At 57.8% G+C, this 22045-nt stretch carries 21 protein-coding genes; 13 read left to right on the plus strand and 8 right to left on the minus strand.

The annotated features are described in order from the left end of the window. Positions 1-389: 389 nt before the first annotated feature. Genes efeB through efeU form a run of 3 tightly spaced genes read right to left on the minus strand, consistent with a single transcriptional unit; the run spans position 390 to position 3692 of the window. Positions 390-1673, minus strand: a complete 1284-nt coding sequence (efeB, locus tag AC007G_RS21925) for an iron uptake transporter deferrochelatase/peroxidase subunit (RefSeq protein ID WP_142630385.1) — start codon at positions 1671-1673, stop codon at positions 390-392. A 4-nt stretch (positions 1674-1677) separates the two neighbouring features. Continuing rightward, positions 1678-2805 (minus strand): iron uptake system protein EfeO, encoded by a 1128-nt coding sequence (gene efeO, locus AC007G_RS21930; RefSeq protein ID WP_032688609.1) that lies wholly within the window; start codon positions 2803-2805, stop codon positions 1678-1680. 47 nt (positions 2806-2852) lie between these two features. Next, positions 2853-3692, minus strand: a complete 840-nt coding sequence (gene efeU / locus AC007G_RS21935; RefSeq protein ID WP_032688407.1) for an iron uptake transporter permease EfeU — start codon at positions 3690-3692, stop codon at positions 2853-2855. A gap of 273 nt (positions 3693-3965) precedes the next feature. Between efeU and AC007G_RS21940 the strand changes: the two genes are divergently transcribed. After that, complete coding sequence (locus AC007G_RS21940; protein WP_032688408.1) at positions 3966-5150, plus strand: NupC/NupG family nucleoside CNT transporter; 1185 nt, start codon at positions 3966-3968, stop codon at positions 5148-5150. A 31-nt stretch (positions 5151-5181) separates the two neighbouring features. On the opposite strand, the gene AC007G_RS21945 is transcribed toward AC007G_RS21940, so the two are convergent. Then, positions 5182-5616 (minus strand): DUF3574 domain-containing protein, encoded by a 435-nt coding sequence (locus AC007G_RS21945; protein ID WP_046852824.1) that lies wholly within the window; start codon positions 5614-5616, stop codon positions 5182-5184. 145 nt (positions 5617-5761) lie between these two features. Continuing rightward, entirely contained in the window at positions 5762-7270 is a 1509-nt protein-coding gene (gene putP / locus AC007G_RS21950; RefSeq protein ID WP_142630387.1) for a sodium/proline symporter PutP, read from the minus strand. Between the two features lie 424 nt (positions 7271-7694). Between putP and putA the strand changes: the two genes are divergently transcribed. After that, a complete protein-coding gene (gene putA, locus AC007G_RS21955) occupies positions 7695-11657 on the plus strand; it encodes a trifunctional transcriptional regulator/proline dehydrogenase/L-glutamate gamma-semialdehyde dehydrogenase (protein WP_032688411.1) in 3963 nt (1320 codons plus the stop codon). A gap of 102 nt (positions 11658-11759) precedes the next feature. Next, the gene (locus AC007G_RS21960; protein ID WP_479466668.1) at positions 11760-12155 is read left to right on the plus strand and encodes a lysozyme inhibitor LprI family protein; all 396 of its coding nucleotides are present in this window, start codon (positions 11760-11762) and stop codon (positions 12153-12155) included. Here AC007G_RS21960 and rutR read toward each other — a convergent pair. After that, positions 12152-12790 carry an HTH-type transcriptional regulator RutR gene (gene rutR / locus AC007G_RS21965; RefSeq protein ID WP_032688413.1) on the minus strand — a complete coding sequence of 213 codons (639 nt, stop codon included), beginning with the start codon at positions 12788-12790 and terminating at the stop codon, positions 12152-12154. The genes AC007G_RS21960 and rutR overlap by 4 nt on opposite strands. Positions 12791-13073: 283 nt before the next feature. Here rutR and rutA point away from each other — a divergent pair, with 283 nt between their 5' ends. Genes rutA through rutG form a run of 7 tightly spaced genes read left to right on the plus strand, consistent with a single transcriptional unit; the run spans position 13074 to position 18495 of the window. After that, positions 13074-14165: a pyrimidine utilization protein A gene (rutA, locus tag AC007G_RS21970; RefSeq protein ID WP_032688611.1), complete on the plus strand. Its 1092-nt coding sequence runs from the start codon at positions 13074-13076 to the stop codon at positions 14163-14165. Then, positions 14165-14875 (plus strand): pyrimidine utilization protein B, encoded by a 711-nt coding sequence (gene rutB, locus AC007G_RS21975; protein ID WP_142630389.1) that lies wholly within the window; start codon positions 14165-14167, stop codon positions 14873-14875. Before rutA ends, rutB begins: the two co-directional genes overlap by 1 nt. Next, on the plus strand, positions 14868-15263 hold the full coding sequence (rutC, locus tag AC007G_RS21980) for a pyrimidine utilization protein C (protein ID WP_032688415.1): 396 nt from the start codon (positions 14868-14870) through the stop codon (positions 15261-15263). The genes rutB and rutC overlap by 8 nt, the downstream gene beginning before the upstream one ends. Next, positions 15257-16042 carry a pyrimidine utilization protein D gene (gene rutD, locus AC007G_RS21985; RefSeq protein ID WP_142630407.1) on the plus strand — a complete coding sequence of 262 codons (786 nt, stop codon included), beginning with the start codon at positions 15257-15259 and terminating at the stop codon, positions 16040-16042. The genes rutC and rutD overlap by 7 nt, the downstream gene beginning before the upstream one ends. Positions 16043-16056: 14 nt before the next feature. Then, positions 16057-16647, plus strand: a complete 591-nt coding sequence (locus AC007G_RS21990; protein ID WP_032688417.1) for a malonic semialdehyde reductase — start codon at positions 16057-16059, stop codon at positions 16645-16647. Between the two features lie 9 nt (positions 16648-16656). Continuing rightward, positions 16657-17151 (plus strand): NADH-dependent FMN reductase RutF, encoded by a 495-nt coding sequence (gene rutF, locus AC007G_RS21995; RefSeq protein ID WP_004860416.1) that lies wholly within the window; start codon positions 16657-16659, stop codon positions 17149-17151. Between the two features lie 21 nt (positions 17152-17172). Next, the gene (gene rutG, locus AC007G_RS22000) at positions 17173-18495 is read left to right on the plus strand and encodes a pyrimidine utilization transport protein G (RefSeq protein ID WP_032700334.1); all 1323 of its coding nucleotides are present in this window, start codon (positions 17173-17175) and stop codon (positions 18493-18495) included. A gap of 167 nt (positions 18496-18662) precedes the next feature. On the opposite strand, the gene AC007G_RS22005 is transcribed toward rutG, so the two are convergent. Next, positions 18663-18836, minus strand: a complete 174-nt coding sequence (locus AC007G_RS22005) for a con-10 family general stress protein (RefSeq protein ID WP_004860412.1) — start codon at positions 18834-18836, stop codon at positions 18663-18665. Between the two features lie 382 nt (positions 18837-19218). On the opposite strand from AC007G_RS22005, the gene wrbA reads away from it, so the two are divergent. After that, positions 19219-19815, plus strand: coding sequence for an NAD(P)H:quinone oxidoreductase (gene wrbA / locus AC007G_RS22010; RefSeq protein WP_004860410.1), 597 nt, complete (start codon positions 19219-19221; stop codon positions 19813-19815). Positions 19816-19835: 20 nt separating this feature from the next. After that, complete coding sequence (locus AC007G_RS22015; protein WP_004860407.1) at positions 19836-20063, plus strand: YccJ family protein; 228 nt, start codon at positions 19836-19838, stop codon at positions 20061-20063. 74 nt (positions 20064-20137) lie between these two features. Here AC007G_RS22015 and agp read toward each other — a convergent pair whose 3' ends face one another. After that, positions 20138-21385: a bifunctional glucose-1-phosphatase/inositol phosphatase gene (agp, locus tag AC007G_RS22020; RefSeq protein WP_032695711.1), complete on the minus strand. Its 1248-nt coding sequence runs from the start codon at positions 21383-21385 to the stop codon at positions 20138-20140. A 156-nt stretch (positions 21386-21541) separates the two neighbouring features. On the opposite strand from agp, the gene AC007G_RS22025 reads away from it, so the two are divergent. Beyond that, the gene (locus tag AC007G_RS22025; RefSeq protein ID WP_032688420.1) at positions 21542-21991 is read left to right on the plus strand and encodes a winged helix-turn-helix transcriptional regulator; all 450 of its coding nucleotides are present in this window, start codon (positions 21542-21544) and stop codon (positions 21989-21991) included. Positions 21992-22045: the final 54 nt, after the last annotated feature.

A 22045-nucleotide genomic window follows, 5' to 3' on the forward strand; every position in this document is an offset into this window, starting at 1 on the left:
CACGGCTACGCGCACCGCGTACCCGGTCAGGGTTCGGATGTTCTGTGGGGGTGGAAAGAGGTGAATTTACGCTGACGAAATCGCTGCCGGAGGTTTTCCCTCCGTGCTGAAGAGTACGGTGTGTTGTTTTGCGTTGTCCGGTACAGGACCCTACCATTCGCGATCTCCATAGTGAAACGACATCACTGCCGGGAACTACCGCGTCTGTAATAAGTACATCAAAAATTATTCTTAATGCAACTTATTTTTTACATAGACGCAACAAATATTTCCCTGTACAGCTGGAGCGAGTTTCCGTCATTTAGATTACAGAAAAATAACACAAGGCAGGAAATACAAAAAAAGAATGGAAAAACAGCAGAAACGCCCTGCCCTTACGGGCAGGTGCGTCAGGCTTCAAGCAGGGATTGCGCCAGGAAGTGCTGGCTGTCGATAACGCCCGGTAACACAAAGAAGTAGCCACCGCCGATAGGTTTGACGTACTCCTCCAGCGCTTCGCCGTTAAGGCGTTTTTGCACCGTCAGGAATCCCTTCTCCAGATCATGCTGATAGCAGACGAACAGCAGTCCCATATCCAGCTGCCCGGAGTTGGTTACGCCCAGCGAATAACTGTAGCCACGACGCATCATCAGACTGGACTGCGTCTGCGGTGTCCGCGGGTTCGCCAGTCGAATGTGGCTGTCCAGGGCAATAATATCGCCGTCAGGATCCCGGCTGTAATCCGGCACGTCATGCTCATGCTGCATGCCCAGCGGCGCGCCGCTGTGCTTATCGCGCCCAAAAATGGTCTGCTGCTCTTTCAGCGGGGTGCGATCCCAGAATTCCACGTGGAACTGGATGATTCGCGCCGCCTGATAGCTGCCGCCGGTTGCCCATTCCGGCTCACCCTGATCGGCGGTCACCCATACCACTTCATCCATCAGCGCCTTATCGGTGCTGACAGGGTTCGCGGTGCCGTCTTTAAAGCCCAGCAGGTTAACCGGCGTCTCTTTGCCTTTACTCCGCGCGGCGCTATCGGAAATAAACCCTTCACGCTTCCAGCGGACGCTGAGCAGATCCGGCGTATGTTTAATCACATCGCGCAGCGCATGGATAACCGTATCCTGAGTATTGGCACAGATTTGCAACAGCAGATCGCCATGGCAGAGCGCCGCATCCAGCGAATCGTTGGGGAAGCGGGTCATTTTTTGCAGCTTTTTCGGCGCCTGGTCCGCTAATCCATAGCGCTCATCAAACAGCGAATGGCCAACCGACACGGTGACGGTCAGGTTATCCGGGGAGATCCACGCTCCGAGGATCCCCGAATCCATCGGCGGCAGGCGCGGATTGGGCGTGTCCGGCGCCGGCCCCCCTTTGGTCAGAAAGGCAATGCGCTGAGTCAGCAGACGAAACAGACGCTCCAGGTCCGCTTTATCGCTGGCCAGCACATCAAAGGCCACCAGCATCATCGATGCCTGCTGCGGCGTCAGCACGCCGGCCTGGTGCTGCCCGTAAAAAGGCTGCGCCTCGGCCCGCGCGTCCGGCGACAGCACACCCGGAGAGCTGTTGCTCTTCGCCGCGTGTGCCACCGGACAGCCGCCGGTAATAGCCAGCGCGCCGCCAAGCGCGCCGATCCCTTTTAATAATCGACGACGTGAAGGCTCATTCACGTCAGATTGCTTCTGTTCTGCCATCGACTTAGTCCAGCCCAAGGATCCCGCGCAGCTGAGACAGATCTTCCGCCAGCGTGGTGATCGGCCCTTTTAACGCATTACGATCCGCATCCGTCAGCTTGTCATACGTTTCGAAGCCGTCTTTAGTGCGGTATTTGCTGAGGATAGCGTCAACTTTCTTGAAGTTAGCATCCACTTTCGCCAGCAGCGCGCTGTTCTCTTTTTGCAGCTGCGGGCGCAGCAGGTCAACAATCTTCTGCGCGCCGTCGATGTTCGCCTGGAAGTCCCACAGATCGGTGTGGCTGTAGCGATCTTCTTCGCCGCTGATTTTGCTGGCCGCGACTTCTTCAATCAGGCCCGCCGCGCCACCCACCACTTTCGACGGCGGGAACGCCAGTTCGCTGATGCGTTTTTGCAGTTCAAGCACATCGCTGTTCAACTGGTCGGCATACTTTTCCATCCCCTTGACGCTGTTGTCGCCAAACAGGGCTTTTTCCAGACGGTGGAAGCCGGTGAATTTCGGGTCTTCGGCTTTTTTCTCGTAATCGTCTTCACGCGCATCAATACTGCCGTCCAGATCGGAGAACAGTTCTGCGATCGGTTCAATGCGCTCGTAGTGCTGACGCGTCGGAGCATACAGCGCTTTCGCTTTTTCAATATCGCCCGCTTTCACCGCGTCGGTGAAAGCTTTCGTGCCGCTAACCAGCTGTGCGGTTTCCGCCGTAACGTAGGCTTTATAGGCGGTGATCGCCTCGCCAAGGCTTAACAGCGCATCGGCTTTCGCCGCATCTTTGGTGGCGGCGCCGGTCACGATCAGCTTGCCTTTCGGGTTGGTCAGCAGACCGCAGGTCATGTCGTATTCGCCCGGCTGCAGGTTCGCCGTCAGCTTTTGCGTAAAGCCTGGCGCAATGTTCTCGCGCTCTTCCACGACCATCACGCCTTTGAGAATCTCCCACTCCAGCGCTTTCTGACTGTGGTTTTGAATAATGAACTGCGTTTTCCCCGCTTTCACGGTGACGTTCATCGGCTCACACTGTTTGTCGTTAACGGTGACTTTTACCTGCGGGATATCCGCAGCCTGAGCGTAGAAGGCAGAGCTGAACAACGCTGCGACGGCAAGCTGCAGCGCATTACGGCGAAAATGAATCATCATGATCATCCCTTTCGGTAAGTATGTTGTAACCATAATCCTGCGGCGCCCTACTTAAGCGGAGCGGTGCGCGAGGTTGCTGTATTGTTACGCGGCGGCAGCGCAAACAGCACCAGCGCCGGAATCAAATAGATAAAGTAGACCGCCACTTCACTGACGGTAGGCGTCTCCTGGTAACCGAAGATCCCTTCGAGCAGCGTGCCGAAAAGCGTGTGGGTCGACAGCACGCCGCTCAGGTCAAACGCCACGTCCTGGAAATGGTTCCACAGACCGGCTTCATGAAAGGCGCGAATTGCCCCGGCAGCCAGCCCGGCCGCCACCAGCAGAATGAACAGACTGGTCCATTTGAAAAATACGCCGAGGTTAAGGCGGATCCCGCCCCAGTAAAGCAGGAAGCCGAGGACAATCGCGGTAGCCAGTCCCAGCATCGCCCCGAGCGGCGGCCAAATTCCGACATCCTGCTGGAATGCCGCCAGCAGGAAGAACACCGACTCCAGCCCTTCCCGCGCGACGGCGAAAAAGACCATCATGATCAGCGCCCAGCCGTGATGATTACCGCGCTGCAGAGCATTATCCACCGCCTGTTCCAACTGCTGCTTCACGTTGCGCGAGACTTTACGCATCCAGAACACCATCCAGGTCAGGATGCATACCGCCACCAGCGCCACGATGCCTTCGAACAGCTCCTGTTCCCGCTGGGGAAACTCGCCGGTCGTTTCGTTGATAAAGATCCCCAGGCCCAGGCACAGCGCCGCCGCCAGGATTACGCCAATCCACATGACGCCAATCCAGCTGCCGCGCTGGGTGCGTTTGAGATAGCTGGCAATCAGGCTGACAATCAGCGCCGCCTCCAGCCCTTCGCGTAACATAATGAGAAATGGAACAAACATGCCGACACCCTTCAATGTGAATCGCAGTCAGTGGATGCAAAGATAAGTAAATATTTCTGATAGTGATTATCATTACAATAATCAGAAACACAAGTGAAATGTAGAGAGTTTGGTGACGAGTTGTAAATTAATTGCTGTAAAATAATCACTTAGGGGACTATCTGTCTGCGTCGCGTTCGGCCAGTCGGCGCGGCGGTTTTTTCGCTGCAGATATTTACCAGGTTGACCGGCTGTGGCTAAATAGCGGCCTTATTGACCTGCGAAATGAACAACATGACACAATTCTTGCACTTCCTGCTGGCGCTGGCGGTTATCCTCGGCCTTGCCTGGCTTGCCAGCTATGACCGACAAAAAATCCGCGTTCGCTATATTATCCAGTTAATTATCATTGAAATTGCGCTGGCATTCTTTTTCCTGCATGCCGAAAGCGGTCTGTGGATAGTTAAAAATATCTCTGGTTTTTTCACTTCGCTGCTCGGCTTTGCTGCCGAAGGCACCAACTTTGTATTTGGCGGCATGAGTGAAAAAGGGATGGCGTTTATTTTCCTTGGCGTGCTGTGCCCGATTGTCTTTATTTCGGCGCTGATCGGTATTCTGCAGCACTGGCGCATTCTGCCTGTTTTCATCCGCGTGATTGGCACCCTGCTCTCCAAAGTCAACGGCATGGGTAAACTGGAATCCTTCAACGCCGTCAGCTCGCTGATTCTCGGCCAGTCGGAGAACTTTATCGCCTACAAAGGCGTGCTGGGCGACCTCTCCTCACGTCGGCTGTTCACCATGGCAGCCACCGCGATGTCCACGGTATCGCTCTCCATCGTCGGCGCCTATATGAGCATGCTCGATGCAAAATATGTGGTCGCGGCGCTGATCCTGAATATGTTCAGCACCTTTATTGTGCTGTCGATTATTAACCCGACGCGTCCGGGTAGCGAAGAAGAGATTAAGCTGGAGAAGCTCCACGAATCACAAAGCTTCTTCGAAATGCTCGGGGAATATATTCTTGCCGGCTTTAAAGTAGCGATGATTATTCTGGCGATGCTGATTGGCTTTATCGCCCTGATCAGCGCCATTAATGCCCTGTTTGCCACGCTGTTTGGCCTGAGCTTCCAGCAAATTCTTGGCTATGTATTCTATCCGCTGGCCTGGCTGATTGGTATTCCGCTCAGCGATGCGTTGAACGCCGGAAGTATTATGGCAACCAAGCTGGTGGCCAATGAGTTTGTGGCGATGATTGAGCTGCAAAAAATTGCCGCCGGCATGACTCCGCGTGGACTGGGCATCCTCTCGGTCTTCCTGGTCTCTTTCGCGAACTTTGCCTCCATCGGCATTATCGCCGGGGCCATTAAAGGGCTGAACGAACAGCAGGGCAATATCGTCTCCCGCTTCGGCCTGCGTCTGGTCTACGGCGCCACGCTGGTCAGTCTGCTTTCCGCCAGCTTTGCCGGCCTGGTGCTATAAGAGATACGGCGGGGACTTCCCCGCCGTTTTTTCAGAAGTGAACGCAGACCGGTTGGTCAACGCGCATCACCGACTCCTGGGCAAAGCGCGATTTATAGAGGTTACGTAACGCCTCGATCCCCTCTTCGCTGCCACCGTCCTTACCATGAATCAGCATCAGCGCTTTGCTCTGCTCGCGGGCCACGCTGCCATCATTCCCCAGCCACTGGCCTCGGGCGTCAAACACCGTTAATCCCTCACGAAAACGCGGCGTGACGTCGCGGTCAACAAACTGCTGCCACTCCTGGGGGGTGATATCTTTACCCGCCGGGCGGCTTAAACCGAAATAGAGCGTGGTCTGCACCATCGCATTCTCTGCCGGGCATACCGCTGCCGTGGCAACCGGCGTACTCTTCTTCGCCGGTGCCACGCAGCCGCCAAGCAGCCCTGCCATCACCAGCACCAGCGCACCCTGTCTGAACGTCATTTTGCTATCCTCATTGTTTTTTGTGCCCCCGATATCAGCGTATTTTCATGGAATTAGCAAGAGGTGGGAGCCGTGCCGGGCGCCTGGCCGGCTTTCAGCCACAAAAAAGCCCGCTGAGCGCGGGCTTGATTAACCGGTCGTGAGTTTACTCGGCGGTAGCCGGTGTCGGCGGAGCCGAATGATAATGGGCGTCCGCTTCGGCAAAGCGTTGCTGCATGGATATCGACGGGGCTTTGCCCAGCAGGCTGAAGACCACGATGCCCAGACTGCCAAAGATAAAGCCAGGGATGATTTCATACAGGCCCAGCCAACCGAACTGTTTCCAGACAATCACCGTCAGCGCGCCAATCACCATCCCGGCCAGCGCCCCGTTACGCGTCATCCGCGACCACATCACCGAGAACAGTACGACCGGACCAAACGCGGCACCGAAGCCTGCCCAGGCGTAGCTCACCAGACCCAGCACGCGGTTGTTCGGGTTTGCCGCCAGCGCGATGGCGATCAGCGCCACCACCAGGACCATCGTCCGTCCGACCCACACCAGCTCTTTCTGACCGGCGTTTTTGCGCAGAAACGCTTTATACAGGTCTTCGGTAATCGCGCTGGAGCACACCAGCAGCTGACAGCTCAGGGTGGACATCACCGCCGCCAGAATCGCCGACAGCAGAATACCGGCAATCCACGGGTTAAACAGGATTTGCGCCAGTTCGATAAACACGCGCTCGGAGTTCTGATTAACCGCGCCGGCCAGCGCCGGGTTATTATTGAACCATGCAATACCGAAGAAACCGACCGCCACGGCACCCGCCAGGCAGAGAATCATCCAGGTCATACTGATGCGACGTGCGTGAACGATACTGTGGTGCGAATCCGCCGCCATAAAACGCGCCAGAATATGCGGCTGGCCAAAGTAGCCCAGGCCCCAGCCCATCAGCGAAATAATCGCCACAAAATTCAGTCCTTTGAGCATATCGACATTTTCAATGCTCTTCTGCTTGATCACTTCCAGCGATTCACCAAAGCCGCCAACGGAAATAATCACCATCACCGGCGTCAGAATCAGCGCAAAAATCATCAGGCTGGCCTGTACGGTATCGGTCCAGCTTACCGCGAGGAATCCGCCGACGAAGGTATAAATAATCGTCGCCGCCGCACCGGCCCACAACGCCGTTTCATAGCTCATGCCAAAAGTGCTTTCAAACAGACGGGCACCGGCAACAATCCCGGAGGCACAATAAATGGTGAAGAACAGCAAAATAACCAGCGCCGAAATAATACGCAGCACGCGGCTTTTATCTTCAAAGCGCCCGGTAAAATAATCCGGTAAGGTCAGCGCATTATTATTTACCTCGGTGTGTACGCGCAGACGACCGGCGACCAGTTTCCAGTTAATCCATGCGCCGAGCGTCAGACCAATGGCAATCCAGCTCTCGGAAATACCGGAGAGAAATATTGCGCCGGGCAATCCCATCAGCAGCCAGCCGCTCATATCGGAGGCGCCGGCAGAGAGCGCCGTCACAAATGGCCCGAGACTGCGGCCGCCGAGAATATAATCATCAAAGTTTTTTGTCGATCGCCAGGCAATAAAACCGATCAGTACCATGCCAAATATATAAATAATAAAAGTCACCAACATGGGGGTGCTAATAGCCATGTAAAATCTCCAGATTCTTTTGTCGACAACGTCCTGCTTTGTCATTTTATTCCACTACCGGAACGGGGTAGTGGCACAAGGATTGTATTGGGCGACCGTATCCTGACGGAAGCGTCGGCATTTCACAAACGATTTAACACAGCATTTACACTAATTTTTGTCCGTACCAAACTTCATTTTGTTATAGGTTGCACTCTCTCACGTTTTTATTGGTTGCACCTTGTAAAACTGTTAACTGACGCATAAAAAACCCCAGCGCAGAAAGGTTAATTTTCCGTTACATCCACCATCTCAATTAACAACTCACTCATTTCTCAGCTTGCTACACAGGTCACGATTAACAAGGTTGCACAAAGTTGCAACATAGTAGATATTTTCGCGTAACCGCAAAAAAGAACAACGATTCATAACAGGAGTGATAAGCATGGGCACCACCACCATGGGTGTTAAGCTTGACGACGCGACGCGTGAACGCATCAAGTTCGCCGCGAGCCGTATTGACCGCACGCCGCACTGGCTGATTAAACAGGCCATTTTCAACTATCTGGAAAAGCTGGAAAACGACGAGACGCTGCCCGAGCTGCCGGCCCTGCTTGCCGGCGCCGCCAATGAAAGCGATGACGTCAGCAGCCCGGTCGATGAGCCGTGGCAGCCATTCCTCGAATTTGCCGAGCAGATTCTGCCGCAGTCCGTCACCCGGGCCTCGATTACCGCCGCTTACCGCCGGGCAGAAACTGACGCCGTCCCTATGCTGCTGGAGCAGGCGCGCCTGCCGCAGCCGCTGGCTGAACAGGCGCATAAGCTGGCTTATCAGCTGGCGGAGAAACTGCGTAATCAAAAAACCGCCAGCGGTCGCGCCGGCATGGTGCAGAGCCTGCTACAAGAGTTTTCGCTCTCTTCACAGGAAGGGGTGGCGCTGATGTGTCTGGCGGAGGCGCTGCTGCGTATTCCGGACAAAGCCACCCGCGATGCCCTCATCCGCGACAAAATCAGCAACGGTAACTGGCAGTCGCACATCGGCCGCAGCCCGTCGCTGTTCGTCAATGCGGCAACCTGGGGCCTGCTGTTTACCGGCAAACTGGTCTCTACCCATAACGAAACCAGCCTTTCGCGCTCGCTGAACCGGATTATCGGCAAAAGCGGCGAACCGCTGATTCGCAAAGGCGTCGACATGGCGATGCGTTTGATGGGCGAACAGTTCGTGACCGGCGAAACCATCGCCGAAGCGCTGGCCAACGCCCGCAAGCTGGAAGAGAAAGGGTTCCGTTACTCCTACGATATGCTGGGCGAGGCCGCGCTCACCGCCGCCGATGCTCAGGCCTATATGGTCTCCTACCAGCAGGCGATCCACGCGATTGGCAAAGCCTCTAACGGCCGCGGCATTTATGAAGGCCCGGGGATTTCGATCAAGCTCTCTGCGCTGCACCCGCGCTACAGCCGCGCACAATACGATCGGGTGATGGATGAACTGTATCCGCGGCTGAAATCATTGACCCTGCTGGCGCGTCAGTACGATATCGGGATTAACATCGATGCCGAAGAGGCCGATCGCCTGGAGATCTCCCTCGACCTGCTGGAGAAGCTGTGCTTTGAACCAGAGCTGGCCGGCTGGAACGGAATTGGCTTCGTGATTCAGGCCTACCAAAAACGCTGCCCGTTCGTCATTGATTCCCTGATTGACCTCGCCACCCGCAGCCGCCGTCGCCTGATGATCCGCCTGGTAAAAGGCGCCTACTGGGACAGCGAAATCAAACGCGCGCAGATGGACGGCCTCGAAGGCTACCCGGTGTATACCCGCAAGGTGTACACCGACGTCTCCTACCTCGCCTGCGCGAAAAAGCTGCTGGCGGTGCCGAGCCTTATCTACCCGCAGTTCGCCACACACAACGCCCATACCCTGGCAGCCATTTATCAGTTGGCCGGGCAGAACTACTATCCGGGCCAGTATGAGTTCCAGTGCCTGCACGGCATGGGCGAACCGCTCTACGAACAGGTAGTCGGCAAGGTTGCCGACGGGAAACTGAACCGTCCGTGCCGAATTTATGCGCCGGTCGGGACCCACGAGACGCTGCTGGCATACCTGGTACGCCGCCTGCTGGAAAACGGCGCCAACACCTCCTTTGTTAACCGTATCGCGGATACTACGCTGCCGCTGGACGAGCTGGTTGCCGACCCGGTCAGCGCCGTGGAAAAACTGGCCCGCCAGGAGGGTCAGGCCGGCCTGCCCCATCCTAAGATTCCGCTGCCGCGCGATCTGTACGGCAAAGGCCGCAGTAACTCCGCGGGCCTGGATCTGGCCAACGAACACCGTCTGGCCTCCCTCTCCTCCTCTCTGCTGAACAGCGCATTGCACAAATGGCAGGCGCTGCCGGCGCTGGAGCATCCGGTGATGGCGGGCGAACTGCAGGCGGTGATTAACCCGGCCGAGCCGAAAGATATCGTCGGCCACGTGCGTGAAGCCCACCCGGAAGAGATTGAACTGGCGCTGACCAGCGCAGTCAATAACGCGCCTATCTGGTTTGCCACCCCGCCGCAGGAACGAGCGGCGATCCTTGAACGCGCGGCGGTGCTGATGGAAGACCAGATGCAGACGCTGATCGGCATTCTGGTCCGTGAAGCCGGTAAAACCTTCAGCAACGCCATCGCCGAAGTCCGCGAAGCCGTCGATTTTCTCCACTACTACGCCGGTCAGGTGCGCGACGATTTCGATAATGAAACCCACCGTCCGCTGGGACCGGTAGTTTGTATTAGTCCGTGGAACTTCCCACTGGCGATTTTCACCGGTCAGATTGCCGCCGCGCTGGCCGCCGGTAACAGCGTGCTGGCGAAACCCGCCGAACAGACGCCGCTGATTGCCGCTCAGGGCGTAGCGATTCTGCTGGAAGCCGGCGTTCCGCCGGGCGTGATTCAGCTGCTGCCGGGCCGCGGGGAAACCGTCGGCGCCGCGCTGACCACCGACGAACGCGTTCGCGGCGTGATGTTCACCGGCTCCACCGAAGTCGCCACGCTGCTGCAACGCAATATCGCCAGCCGCCTGGATGCACAGGGTCGCCCGACGCCGCTTATCGCCGAAACCGGCGGGATGAACGCCATGATCGTCGACTCCTCGGCCCTTACCGAGCAAGTGGTGATCGACGTGCTGGCCTCCGCGTTTGATAGCGCCGGGCAGCGCTGTTCCGCCCTGCGTATTCTCTGCCTGCAGGAAGAGATCGCCGACCATACGCTGACCATGCTGCGCGGCGCAATGGGCGAATGCCGGATGGGCAACCCTGGCCGTCTGACGACCGACATTGGTCCGGTCATCGATGCCGAAGCCAAAGAGAATATTGAACGCCATATTCAGAGCCTGCGCGCCAAAGGCCGCACGGTGTTCCAGGCGGTACGGGAAAACAGCGAGGATGCGCGTGAGTGGCAAAGCGGGACCTTCATTCCGCCGACCCTGATCGAACTCGAGAGCTTTGATGAGCTGAAAAAAGAGGTCTTTGGTCCGGTGCTGCACGTGGTTCGCTATAACCGCAACGAGCTGGATCAGCTGGTCGAGCAGATTAACGCCTCCGGCTACGGTCTGACCCTCGGCGTCCATACCCGCATCGACGAAACCATTGCTCAGGTCACCGGCAGCGCGAAGGTCGGCAACCTGTACGTTAACCGCAATATGGTTGGCGCCGTGGTCGGCGTGCAGCCGTTTGGCGGCGAAGGTCTGTCGGGGACCGGACCGAAAGCCGGCGGCCCGCTGTATCTGTATCGTCTGCTCTCCAGCCGCCCGCAAAACGCCGTGGGAACCACGCTCGCCCGCCAGGATGCGGAACGTCCGCTGGATGCGCAGCTGAAAACCCTGCTGGAAAAACCGCTAAACGCCCTGCAGCAGTGGGCCGCCGGTCGTCCTGAACTGCAGGCGCTGTGTCAGCAGTACCGTGAACTGGCGCAAGCCGGTACCCAACGTCTGCTGCCGGGTCCAACCGGCGAGCGCAATACCCTGACCTTTATCCCTCGCGACCGCGTACTGTGCGTGGCGGATAACGAGCAGGATGCGCTGATTCAGCTGGCGGCGGTCACCGCAGTCGGCTGTGAAATCCTGTGGCCGGAGAGCGCTCTGCATCGCGAGCTGGCGAAGAAGCTGCCGCGCGAGGTCAGCGAACGTCTCCACTTTGCCAAACCAGAGATGCTGACCGCTCAGGCTTTCGATGCGGTTATCTACCACGGCGATTCCGATCAGCTGCGGGAACTGTGTGAACAGGTGGCGGCACGCGACGGCGCGATTATCTCGGTTCAGGGGTTCGCCCGCGGTGAAAGCAACCTGTTGCTGGAACGCCTCTATATTGAACGCTCGCTGAGCGTCAATACTGCGGCGGCAGGCGGTAACGCTAGCCTGATGACCATCGGCTAAGGGTCTGTTGCGACCGACATCCACGTCAGCTGATGACACCGGACGCCGGCTGTGGTTAATTAAAGCTCCCCCGACGGGAGCTTTTTTTATGGGAGTGGACCAATGAAACGAACTTTAATTGCCCTCGCAGCCCTGCTGGCAAGCGGACAGGCGCTGGCGGACGAATGTGCTAACGCCGGCAATCAGGCTGAGTTGAACCAGTGTACGGCAGCACAATATCAGGCGGCCGATAGCAAGCTGAATCAGACCTATCAGGAAGCGCTGAAACGCGCCGCGGGTAAACAGCAGGAACAGCTGAAAAAAGCGCAGCTGGCGTGGATAGGGCTGCGCGACGCCGACTGCACCTTCCTCGCTTCCGGCGCCGAAGGCGGCAGCGTCCAGCCGATGCTTATCAACCAGTGTATGGCAGACAAAACCGTGGAGCGTGAATCGTTCCTTGCTTCGCTGCTGCAGTGTGAAGATGGCGACCAGAGCTGCCCGCTTCCCCCCGCCAATTAACGTACCCGGATACCTTCAATGATCATCCGCTGGACGTTCTCTACGGTTTGTTGAAAAAACGCCTCGTCGCGCAACGTTGCGCCGGTGACCGCCTCAATCTGCGTGGCAAAATCGGCGTAATGTTGAGTGGTGGCCCAGATCATGAAGATCAGATGCTGAGGGTCGACCGGCGCCAGTTTCCCGCTATCGACCCAGCCAGAGACAATCGCCGACTTTTCATCCACCAGCGCTTTCAGATCGCCGGTCAGCTCGCCCATCAGCAGCGGCGCGCCCTGTAGCATCTCCAGACAAAACAGCCTGGAGGCCTGCGGATAATCGCGCGACACCTCCAGCTTGAGGCGAATATATTCGCGGATAGCGACCAGCGGGCTGATATCTTCGCGAAACGCCCTCAGCGGCGCCAGCCAGATGGTGAGGATCTGCTGCAGCACGGCGACATACAGCGCCTCTTTCGACGGGTAGTAATAGAGTAGATTCGTTTTCGATACCCCGGCCAGCTCTGCAACCTGCTCAAGCCGCGTACCGTGGATACCAAACTGGGAAAATGCGTCCAGCGCAGCGGCCAGGATAGCCTCTTTCTTTGCGCTCACCGCCTGCGAACGCTTCCCGGTTTTTTTCACAGCGCCCTCTGCCATCATCATCTCCTTCTTTCAACGCCATCAGCATAGCAAAAGCCCAACCTTGACACGACCTTATGCACCCCAATTGCGCATGACTGCCGTTTTTTCGTGCACTCATTTTGACCATTTAGTCCACTTTTATCACCTTCATTTTAAGCAACCAATACGCAACACATTAATAACATTGATTTTTGCAAAACTGGCATTCCCTTTGCTTTAGCTTTCTGGCGAGGTGACCCAGGAGATGCAGGATGCAGCACCGCGCGCCTTCTTCGTCAACGATTGCAGAGAGGTACGTATGAAAATTGGTGTCTTCGTTCCGATTGGTAATAACGGCTGGTTGATTTCAACCCATGCCCCGCAGTACATGCCGACGTTCGAACTGAATAAAGCGATCGTCCAGAAAGCGGAGCATTACCATTTTGATTTTGCGCTGTCGATGATCAAACTGCGCGGTTTCGGCGGCAAAACCGAGTTCTGGGATCATAACCTCGAATCCTTCACCTTAATGGCCGGCCTGGCCGCGGTGACCTCGCGGATCCAGATCTACGCCACCGCCGCGACGCTCACGCTGCCGCCGGCCATTGTCGCCCGGATGGCCTCCACCATCGACTCTATCTCCGGCGGCCGCTTCGGCGTCAATCTGGTGACCGGCTGGCAAAAACCGGAATATGAGCAGATGGGCATCTGGCCCGGCGACGATTATTTCGCCCGCCGCTACGACTATCTCACCGAATATGTCCAGGTGCTGCGCGACCTGTGGGGCACCGGGCGCAGCGACTTTAAAGGCGACCACTTCACGATGAACGACTGTCGCGTCAGCCCGCAGCCGTCGCAGCCGATGAAAGTGATCTGCGCCGGGCAAAGCGACGCGGGCATGGCCTTCTCCGCCCAGTATGCCGACTACAACTTCTGCTTCGGCAAAGGGGTCAATACCCCGACCGCCTTTGCGCCGACCGCCGCGCGCATGATGCAGGCGGCGGAAAAGACCGGTCGCGACGTGGGCTCCTATGTGCTGTTCATGGTCATCGCCGATGAAACCGACGAAGCGGCCCGCGCCAAATGGGAGCACTACAAGGCGGGAGCCGATGACGAAGCGCTGGCCTGGCTCACCGAACAAAGCCAAAAAGACACCCGCTCCGGCAGCGACACCAACGTCCGCCAGATGGCCGACCCGACCTCGGCGGTCAATATCAATATGGGAACGCTGGTGGGCTCCTACGCCAACGTCGCCCGAATGCTCGACGACGTCGCCTCCGTCCCCGGCACCGACGGCGTCCTGCTGACGTTTGATGATTTTCTTTCTGGCATCGATGCCTTTGGCCAGCGCATTCAGCCGCTGATGCGCTGCCGTGACCATATTGCCACCGTTACCCGCGAGGTTGCCTGATGATTACGCTTTCCGCCCGTCCGGAATCCCTGACCTTCCCGGCGCAAAATAGCGCGCTGATCGTCGTCGATATGCAAAACGCCTATGCCAGCCAGGGAGGATATCTCGATCTTGCCGGGTTTGATGTCTCCGCCACCCGGCCGGTTATCGACAACATTAATAACGCCGTTGCCGCGGCCCGCGCCGCCGGCATGCTGATCATCTGGTTCCAGAACGGCTGGGATGAGGAGTATATGGAAGCCGGTGGCCCGGGCTCGCCGAACTACCACAAATCTAACGCTCTGAAGACCATGCGCCGTCGTCCTGAACTGCAGGGCAAGCTGCTGGCTAAAGGCGGCTGGGATTATCAACTGGTCGATGAGCTGCAGCCCCAGCCCGGCGATGTGGTGCTGCCGAAACCGCGCTACAGCGGCTTTTTCAACACTCAGCTGGACAGTATTTTGCGCAGCCGCGGCATTCGCCACCTGATCTTTACCGGCATCGCCACCAATGTTTGCGTGGAGTCCACCCTGCGCGACGGCTTCTTCCTCGAGTATTTCGGCGTCGTGCTGGAAGACGCCACCCACCAGGCGGGCCCGGCCTTCGCCCAGCAGGCTGCACTGTTCAATATTGAGACCTTCTTTGGCTGGGTCAGCGACGTCGCCAGCTTCTGCGATGCGCTGGCCCCGGCCGCCCCGCTATCTTTCCCGGAGGAGAAACGTTATGCCTAAACAGGTGATTATTCCGCCCGGCACCACCACGCCGATTGCCCCTTTCGTCCCTGGCACCCTGGCCGATGGGGTGGTGTATGTCTCCGGCACCCTGCCGTTTGACAAGCAAAATAACGTGGTCCACATCGGCGACCCAAAGGCGCAAACCCGTCACGTTCTGGAAACGATCAAAACGGTGATCGAAACGGCGGGTGGCAGCATGGAGGATGTGACGTTCAACAGCATCTTTATCACCGACTGGAAAAACTACGCCGCGATTAACGAAGTCTATGCCGAGTTCTTCCCGGGAGATAAACCGGCGCGCTTCTGCATTCAGTGCGGGCTGGTCAAGCCGGAGGCGCTGGTAGAGATAGCGACCGTCGCCCATATCGGAAAAGCAGCATCATGAAACTGAATATCTCCCCGCCCCCCTTTGAGGGTGCACCGACGGTCGTGCTGAGCGCCGGCTTAGGCGGTGCGGGCAGCTACTGGCTGCCGCAGCGCGCGGCGCTGGAACAATGGTATCAGCTGGTGAGCTATGATCAAAACGGCACCGGTGAAAACGCCGGGCCGCTGCCCGCCGGCTACAGCATGGCGACCATGGCGCAGGAGCTCAATCAGGCGCTGCAGGCGGCGGGAATATCCCGCTTTGCCCTGGTGGGTCACGCCCTGGGGGCGCTGATTGCCCTGCAGCTGGCGCTGGACTTTCCGCAGGCGGTCAGCGGCCTGGTGTTGGTCAACGGCTGGCTAACCCTGTCTCCCCACACCCGCCGCTGTTTTCAGGTACGCGAGCGTCTGCTGCACGCGGGCGGTGCCCAGGCGTGGGTCGAAGCACAGCCTTTATTTCTCTACCCGGCGGAGTGGATGGCCGCGCGGATGCCGAGGCTAGAGGCGGAAGATGCTCTCGCCCTCAGCCATTTTCAGGGCAAGGAGAATCTGCTCAAGCGGCTGCAGGCGTTGAAGCAGGCCGACTTTTCTCGCCGGGCGTCCGCCGTGGCATGCCCGACCCTGATCGTCAGCGCCCATGACGATCTGCTGGTTCCTGCCTCCTGCTCGCGCACGCTACAAGCGGCGATCGCGGGCAGCCAGCGGGTCGAGATGGCCTGGGGCGGCCACGCCTGCAACGTGACCGATGCCGACACCTTCAACCCTATTTTATGCAACGGGCTGGCCGCCATGCTGGCCTGATATCAGGAGAATCTATGAGCGAAAGCATTAGCCAAAGCGCGCGCGACAGTCTGTTTACTCACGCCCGTACCCACAATGGCTGGCTGGATAAACCGGTCAGCGATAGCCTGCTGCACGAAATATACGATCTGATGAAAATGGGGCCGACCTCCGCCAACTGCTCCCCCGCACGGATCCTGTTTGTCCGCACGCCGGAAGGAAAGGAGAAACTGCGTCCGACGCTCTCCAGCGGCAACCTCGAAAAAACCCTGCGCGCGCCGGTGACCGCCATCGTGGCCTGGGATCGCGCCTTCTACGATCGCCTGCCGACGCTGTTCCCCCACGGCGATGCCCGCAGCTGGTTCACCTCCAGTCCGCAGCTGGCGGAAGAGACCGCCTTTCGCAACAGCTCTCTGCAGGCGGCATATCTGATTTTCGCCTGCCGCGCCCTTGGCCTGGATACCGGCCCGATGTCAGGGTTTGACCGCGATAAGGTTGATGCTGCGTTCTTTGCCGACAGCGGCTGGAAGAGCAACCTGTTGATTAATATTGGTTATGGCGACACTGCCAAACTGTATGGCCGCCTGCCGCGCCTGTCCTTTGATGATGCCTGCCAGCTGGCGTAAGGAGCCACTATGTCCGTAGCGGATAAACAGAGTTTTCGTGACGCCATGGCCCAGGTCGGCGCGGCGGTCAACGTGATTACCACCGATGGCCCGGCGGGTCGCGCCGGATTTACCGCCAGCGCGGTCTGTAGCGTCACCGATACGCCGCCAACGCTGCTGGTCTGTCTCAACCGCTCCGCCTCGGTGTGGCCAACCTTCCGCCAGCACCAGGCGCTGTGCGTCAACACCCTGGCGGCTGGCCAGGAGTCGCTCTCCAACGTCTTTGGCGGTAAAACGCCGATGGCGGAGCGTTTCGCCGCCGCCGAATGGCAAACCGGTCTCACCGGCTGCCCGCGCCTGGTCGATGCGCTGGTCAGCTTCGATTGTCGTATCAACCAGATAGTCAGCGTCGGCACCCACGACATTTTGTTCTGTGAAGTGGCCGCCATCGTCAGACATCCAGAGCCGCGCGGGCTGATGTGGTTCGACCGCGGCTACCACACGCTTATGCGTCCAGCCTGTTAACTTCAAACCCGGGATATCATCATGGCACTTTTCGATTTTCCTCGCTGGCAGTTGACCTCCCCTTCCGCCGCGTCCGGCGTGGTGGCCCCCGATGAACGCCTCTCCGTCGGACAAACGATGGTCATGGGCGTCCAGCACGCGGTCGCCATGTTTGGCGCCACCGTGCTGATGCCCATCCTGATGGGGCTGGATCCTAACCTGGCGATTTTATTGTCCGGTATCGGCACGCTGCTGTTTTTCCTGGTAACCGGCGGTCGGGTGCCAAGCTACCTGGGCTCCAGCGCCGCCTTCATCGGCGTGGTTATCGCCGTCACCGGCTTTAATGGTCAGGGACTCAATCCGCACCTTAGCGTCGCCCTCGGAGGAATTATCGCCTGCGGCCTGGTGTATACCCTGATTGGCGTGGTGGTGATGAAAATCGGTACCCGCTGGATTGAACGACTGATGCCGCCGGTGGTGACCGGCGCGGTGGTGATGGCCATTGGGCTCAATCTCGCCCCCATCGCCGTACACAGCGTCTCCGCCTCCGCCTTCGATGGCTGGATGGCGGTGCTGACCGTACTCTGTATCGGACTGGTGGCGGTCTTTACCCGCGGGATGATCCAGCGGCTGCTGATTCTCGTCGGCCTGATCGTTGCCTGCGGGCTGTACGCGCTGCTGGCGAATCTCCTCGGGTTGGGTAAACCGCTCGACTTTACCTTACTGCACCAGGCGGCGTGGTTCGGGCTGCCGCACTTTACCGCCCCGACCTTTGACGGCCAGGCGATGATGCTGATAGCCCCGGTGGCGGTGATTCTGGTGGCGGAAAACCTGGGGCATCTGAAAGCGGTCGCCGGCATGACCGGACGCAATATGGACCCTTATATGGGACGGGCGTTCGTCGGTGACGGGCTGGCGACGATGCTCTCCGGCGCGGTAGGCGGCAGCGGCGTGACCACCTATGCGGAAAATATCGGCGTGATGGCGGTGACCAAAGTCTATTCCACCCTGGTGTTTGTTGCCGCCGCGCTGATTGCCATTTTACTCGGCTTTTCACCGAAGTTTGGCGCGTTGATCCATACGATCCCCGGGCCGGTTATCGGCGGCGCGTCGATCGTGGTCTTTGGCTTGATTGCGGTCGCCGGCGCCCGTATCTGGGTACAGAATCGGGTTGACCTGAGTCAGAACAGCAATCTGATCATGGTGGCGGTCACGCTGGTGCTCGGTGCCGGAGATTTCGCCCTGTCGCTGGGCGGGTTTACCCTTGGCGGGATCGGAACGGCCACCTTTGGCGCGATTTTACTTCACGCGCTGCTGAACCGCCGCGCACGTGAAGCAGAACAGCCCGACGTCACCCCCGTTTAAAACGCTATGCTTACGGGGCGGCTAAGAACGTGTCGCCCCACAATCTCATGCGCTGCCAGGGGGGCTCGCGACAGGCAATAAAAACCGCCGGCGGAGGCCGGCGGCGAGGAGGATGTGGCAGGTGCCGAGGAGAGTAGAGCCACATCAAACACAGTCAGCCGGGCAGGTCAGCTATGACGATTGCCGTGACTGTTTTTCCCCCCTTTTTTGCCGGCTTCCGAGGCGCGCTGAGGATCGTTTTTGAAGTTCCCCCCGCTATGCTGGCCACCCTTACGACCTGCTTCTGATGCTCTTTCACGATCCTCAGCAAAGTTGCCGGAACCGCCACGATGGTTTGCCATCACTGACCTCCACTTGGTTAGACATCATCTTGCATTGCGTACAATACGAAGCCGCGACTCAGCGGCATATGGCATGGCCATTTTTCGTATTGCGTGCTGTTAAGCGTAGTGAAGGAAACTCATTCACCAGACAAATAGTAACATTCTGTAATAATTTGACGGCCACAACGGATTTACCGCCGCCCGCGCCGCGCTAAGCGTCTCTTATGGCTGATGAAAAGCGGGCAGATAAAGATGTTTCTTTTTGCGACAAACGCGTTCTTTGCAATTTTGTTATAAATCAAATAAATGATTGTTAGATTTGCACTCTTAGCCAGAGGCCTTATCTTTAAAGGTAGCCAGTCGTTTGGCTGGTCTCTAACGCAACCGAGGAGTGATGCAAATGGCTAAAATTCTGGTGCTTTATTATTCAATGTATGGACACATCGAAACCATGGCTCACGCTGTCGCCGAAGGGGCGAACAAAGTAGACGGCGTTGAGGTGGTCGTGAAGCGCGTGCCGGAAACTATGCAAGCTGAGGCGTTCGCCAAAGCAGGCGGGAAAACGCAGAATGCGCCCGTCGCCACGCCGCAGGAACTGGCAGAGTATGATGCCATCATCTTTGGTACCCCCACCCGTTTCGGCAATATGTCCGGACAAATGCGCACCTTCCTCGATCAGACCGGCGGCCTGTGGGCATCGGGCGCACTGTACGGCAAACTGGCCAGCGTCTTTAGCTCTACCGGTACCGGCGGTGGACAAGAGCAGACCATTACCTCTACCTGGACCACGCTTGCCCATCATGGGATGGTGATTGTCCCTATCGGCTACGGCGCCCAGGAGCTTTTTGATGTGTCGGCGGTGCGCGGCGGCACACCGTATGGCGCAACCACTATCGCCGGCGGCGATGGTTCTCGTCAGCCAAGTCAGGAAGAGCTGGCGATCGCCCGCTATCAGGGTGAACATGTCGCAGGACTGGCAGTTAAACTACACGGCTAACCTTCAGCAGGAGGATTTGCATGCCAACTCAAGAAGCGAAAGCCCACCACGTGGGTGAATGGGCTAGTTTACGAAATACCTCTTTAGAGATCGCCGAAGCGATTTTTGAATTAGCCAAATACGATGAAAAGCTAGCAGAGAAAATTTGGGAAGAAGGCAGCGATGAAGTGCTCTCTTTGGCCTTCGCGAAAACGGATAAAGACGCCCTTTTCTGGGGCGAACAGACCATCGAGCGCAAAAACGTGTAACCCGGAGTGCCCGGCGCATGACCGGGCCAACAAAACAAGACCCGGACCGACCAGCCATGGCCGGTCCGTTTTTTTTATTTCGCCGCGTCGTTCATCACCTGCTTAAAGGTCTCCATCGGACAGAAGCCGTTTGCATCCACCGGACAGCCGTTCAGCGCCAGGGTCACGCGCTGCGGCGGGGATTGCAGGGTTAAGGTTTCGGTATTGCGCAGCTGCGCCGTGCTTTGATACACATACTCAATTTTCATCAGCTCACGGTTGGCGCCGCTATCATGCCAGCGCTGGAAAACAATTTTCCCGCCGATCGGGGTCCGTTCATACTGGTCATGCAGCTGATAAGGTTTGAAGTCTAACGCCGTCAGCAGTGAGGCAATATTGGAATCGTGCCCCACCAGCAGCGTCACTTTCGCCGCCTGAGCGGGATCGCTGACCAGCGCTTTATCGATATATTTCACCAGCGGTTTAGCCACGTTGCGCGCCACTTCCGCCGAGGTGAACAGGCTATCCTGATAGCCGTTTTTCAGCTTCGACAACACCTGCCACTGTTTGTCGGTTTTTATCTCGCCCCACGCCACCTGATCCAGCGGATACCCTTCGTAATACTGCAGCGTGAAGGCATCAACCAGCGAGTTGCCCACCTTTAACGGCCCGGAAACGCCCGGTTCCTGCTGATATTTTGCGCTGAAGGTATCCTTGCCGTCGCTCAGCGAGCACTGCTGCTTCTCTTTGCAGGACGGTGAATTTTGATAGTCCGTCATCACTTCGAGTAGCTTGTAGCTGTCGGCCAGCTGCATGGTCTGCCGCTCTTTTTCCATCGCCTGTACGGCTTTTTCGCTGAAGGCGGCAGAATCGTCGGTAATCACCGGATTAAACGTCGGGTCCATGGTGCCCATTTGCGGCTGGTGATGAACCGTAACCCCACAGCCGGGGAACGCGCCGGTTATAAAGAACTGCGCGGTCGCCACGGTACGTTGCAGACTGTTGGCGTAGGCGTAAACGCTATTCTCCGCCGGACACTCGCCGCGGGTGACCAGCCCCTGCTGCGCCAGCCATTCGCGCATATAGTGCCCCATATAGACCTCAAGCACGCCGCCCTTAGTGGTCAGTTGACCGCCGGGCACATCCCACTCCGGCCATGATTTCGGCGTTGACTGCTCCAGCACGCTGCCGTTGTTGGCCAGCGGCGCGCGCAGGTTGTGGCGACTCATGATCAACACCTGCTGTAGCTGATAGCCCTGCGGTGCCGTCTGTTCCTCTGCCTGGGCAGCCGTCGATAACAATACGGCGCCGGCCACGACGCTGGCGAGTAGACTCTTTTGCATCCCTTAATCCTCAGTCAGTGATTATCATCGCTTTCATTGTGACAAATTGATGACATTTTTCCGCACGACGGCTCGCAAACTCACGCAACGGGAGAAACTTTTCGCAGCCCGGGGAAATAGTTTTATAATAAAACAACTGAAGCCACAGGAGCTCTCGTGAAACGTACTCGTCTGGAAAACAGCAGTTGCCCCATTGCCCGCTCACTTGACGTCATTGGCGACTGGTGGTCGCTACTCATTGTCCGCGATGCCCTGGGGGGGACCCGGCGCTTCAGCGAATTTCAAAAGCACCTTGGCATTGCTAAGAACATGCTCGCCGGGCGGCTAAAAATGCTGGTGGAAGAAGGTATTCTCACGATGCAGCCCGCTTCGGACGGTAGCGCGTGGCAGGAGTACGTGCTTACCGAAAAGGGGCGTGGGCTGCAAACTGTGCTGGTGGCGCTGGCGCAATGGGCCGACGAGTATCTGTTGACGCCCGACGAACCCGCCACCGTGTTGATTGATAATCTCACGCGCCAGCCGCTGCGCAAGCTGGTGCTACAGTCCGCCGATGGCCGGACGCTCCGCCCCGACGATATCACCGCCAGACTGCCTCTAACAGACTGATTTTAATCATTATTACTTTTTAATCATTCCTCATAATAAAATAACCTCCGCCAA

It is taken from the genome of Klebsiella sp. CSG-1 (assembly GCF_056521145.1).

Bases quoted from the DNA above. Each gene is read 5' to 3' on its own strand.
- efeB (WP_142630385.1), bottom strand. From the start codon at position 1,673: ATGGCAGAACAGAAGCAATCTGACGTGAATGAGCCTTCACGTCGTCGA.
- efeO (WP_032688609.1), bottom strand. From the start codon at position 2,805: ATGATGATTCATTTTCGCCGTAATGCGCTGCAGCTTGCCGTCGCAGCG.
- efeU (WP_032688407.1), bottom strand. From the start codon at position 3,692: ATGTTTGTTCCATTTCTCATTATGTTACGCGAAGGGCTGGAGGCGGCG.
- AC007G_RS21940 (WP_032688408.1), top strand. From the start codon at position 3,966: ATGACACAATTCTTGCACTTCCTGCTGGCGCTGGCGGTTATCCTCGGC.
- AC007G_RS21945 (WP_046852824.1), bottom strand. From the start codon at position 5,616: ATGACGTTCAGACAGGGTGCGCTGGTGCTGGTGATGGCAGGGCTGCTT.
- putP (WP_142630387.1), bottom strand. From the start codon at position 7,270: ATGGCTATTAGCACCCCCATGTTGGTGACTTTTATTATTTATATATTT.
- putA (WP_032688411.1), top strand. From the start codon at position 7,695: ATGGGCACCACCACCATGGGTGTTAAGCTTGACGACGCGACGCGTGAA.
- AC007G_RS21960 (WP_479466668.1), top strand. From the start codon at position 11,760: ATGAAACGAACTTTAATTGCCCTCGCAGCCCTGCTGGCAAGCGGACAG.
- rutR (WP_032688413.1), bottom strand. From the start codon at position 12,790: ATGGCAGAGGGCGCTGTGAAAAAAACCGGGAAGCGTTCGCAGGCGGTG.
- rutA (WP_032688611.1), top strand. From the start codon at position 13,074: ATGAAAATTGGTGTCTTCGTTCCGATTGGTAATAACGGCTGGTTGATT.
- rutB (WP_142630389.1), top strand. From the start codon at position 14,165: ATGATTACGCTTTCCGCCCGTCCGGAATCCCTGACCTTCCCGGCGCAA.
- rutC (WP_032688415.1), top strand. From the start codon at position 14,868: ATGCCTAAACAGGTGATTATTCCGCCCGGCACCACCACGCCGATTGCC.
- AC007G_RS21990 (WP_032688417.1), top strand. From the start codon at position 16,057: ATGAGCGAAAGCATTAGCCAAAGCGCGCGCGACAGTCTGTTTACTCAC.
- rutF (WP_004860416.1), top strand. From the start codon at position 16,657: ATGTCCGTAGCGGATAAACAGAGTTTTCGTGACGCCATGGCCCAGGTC.
- rutG (WP_032700334.1), top strand. From the start codon at position 17,173: ATGGCACTTTTCGATTTTCCTCGCTGGCAGTTGACCTCCCCTTCCGCC.
- AC007G_RS22005 (WP_004860412.1), bottom strand. From the start codon at position 18,836: ATGGCAAACCATCGTGGCGGTTCCGGCAACTTTGCTGAGGATCGTGAA.
- wrbA (WP_004860410.1), top strand. From the start codon at position 19,219: ATGGCTAAAATTCTGGTGCTTTATTATTCAATGTATGGACACATCGAA.
- AC007G_RS22015 (WP_004860407.1), top strand. From the start codon at position 19,836: ATGCCAACTCAAGAAGCGAAAGCCCACCACGTGGGTGAATGGGCTAGT.
- agp (WP_032695711.1), bottom strand. From the start codon at position 21,385: ATGCAAAAGAGTCTACTCGCCAGCGTCGTGGCCGGCGCCGTATTGTTA.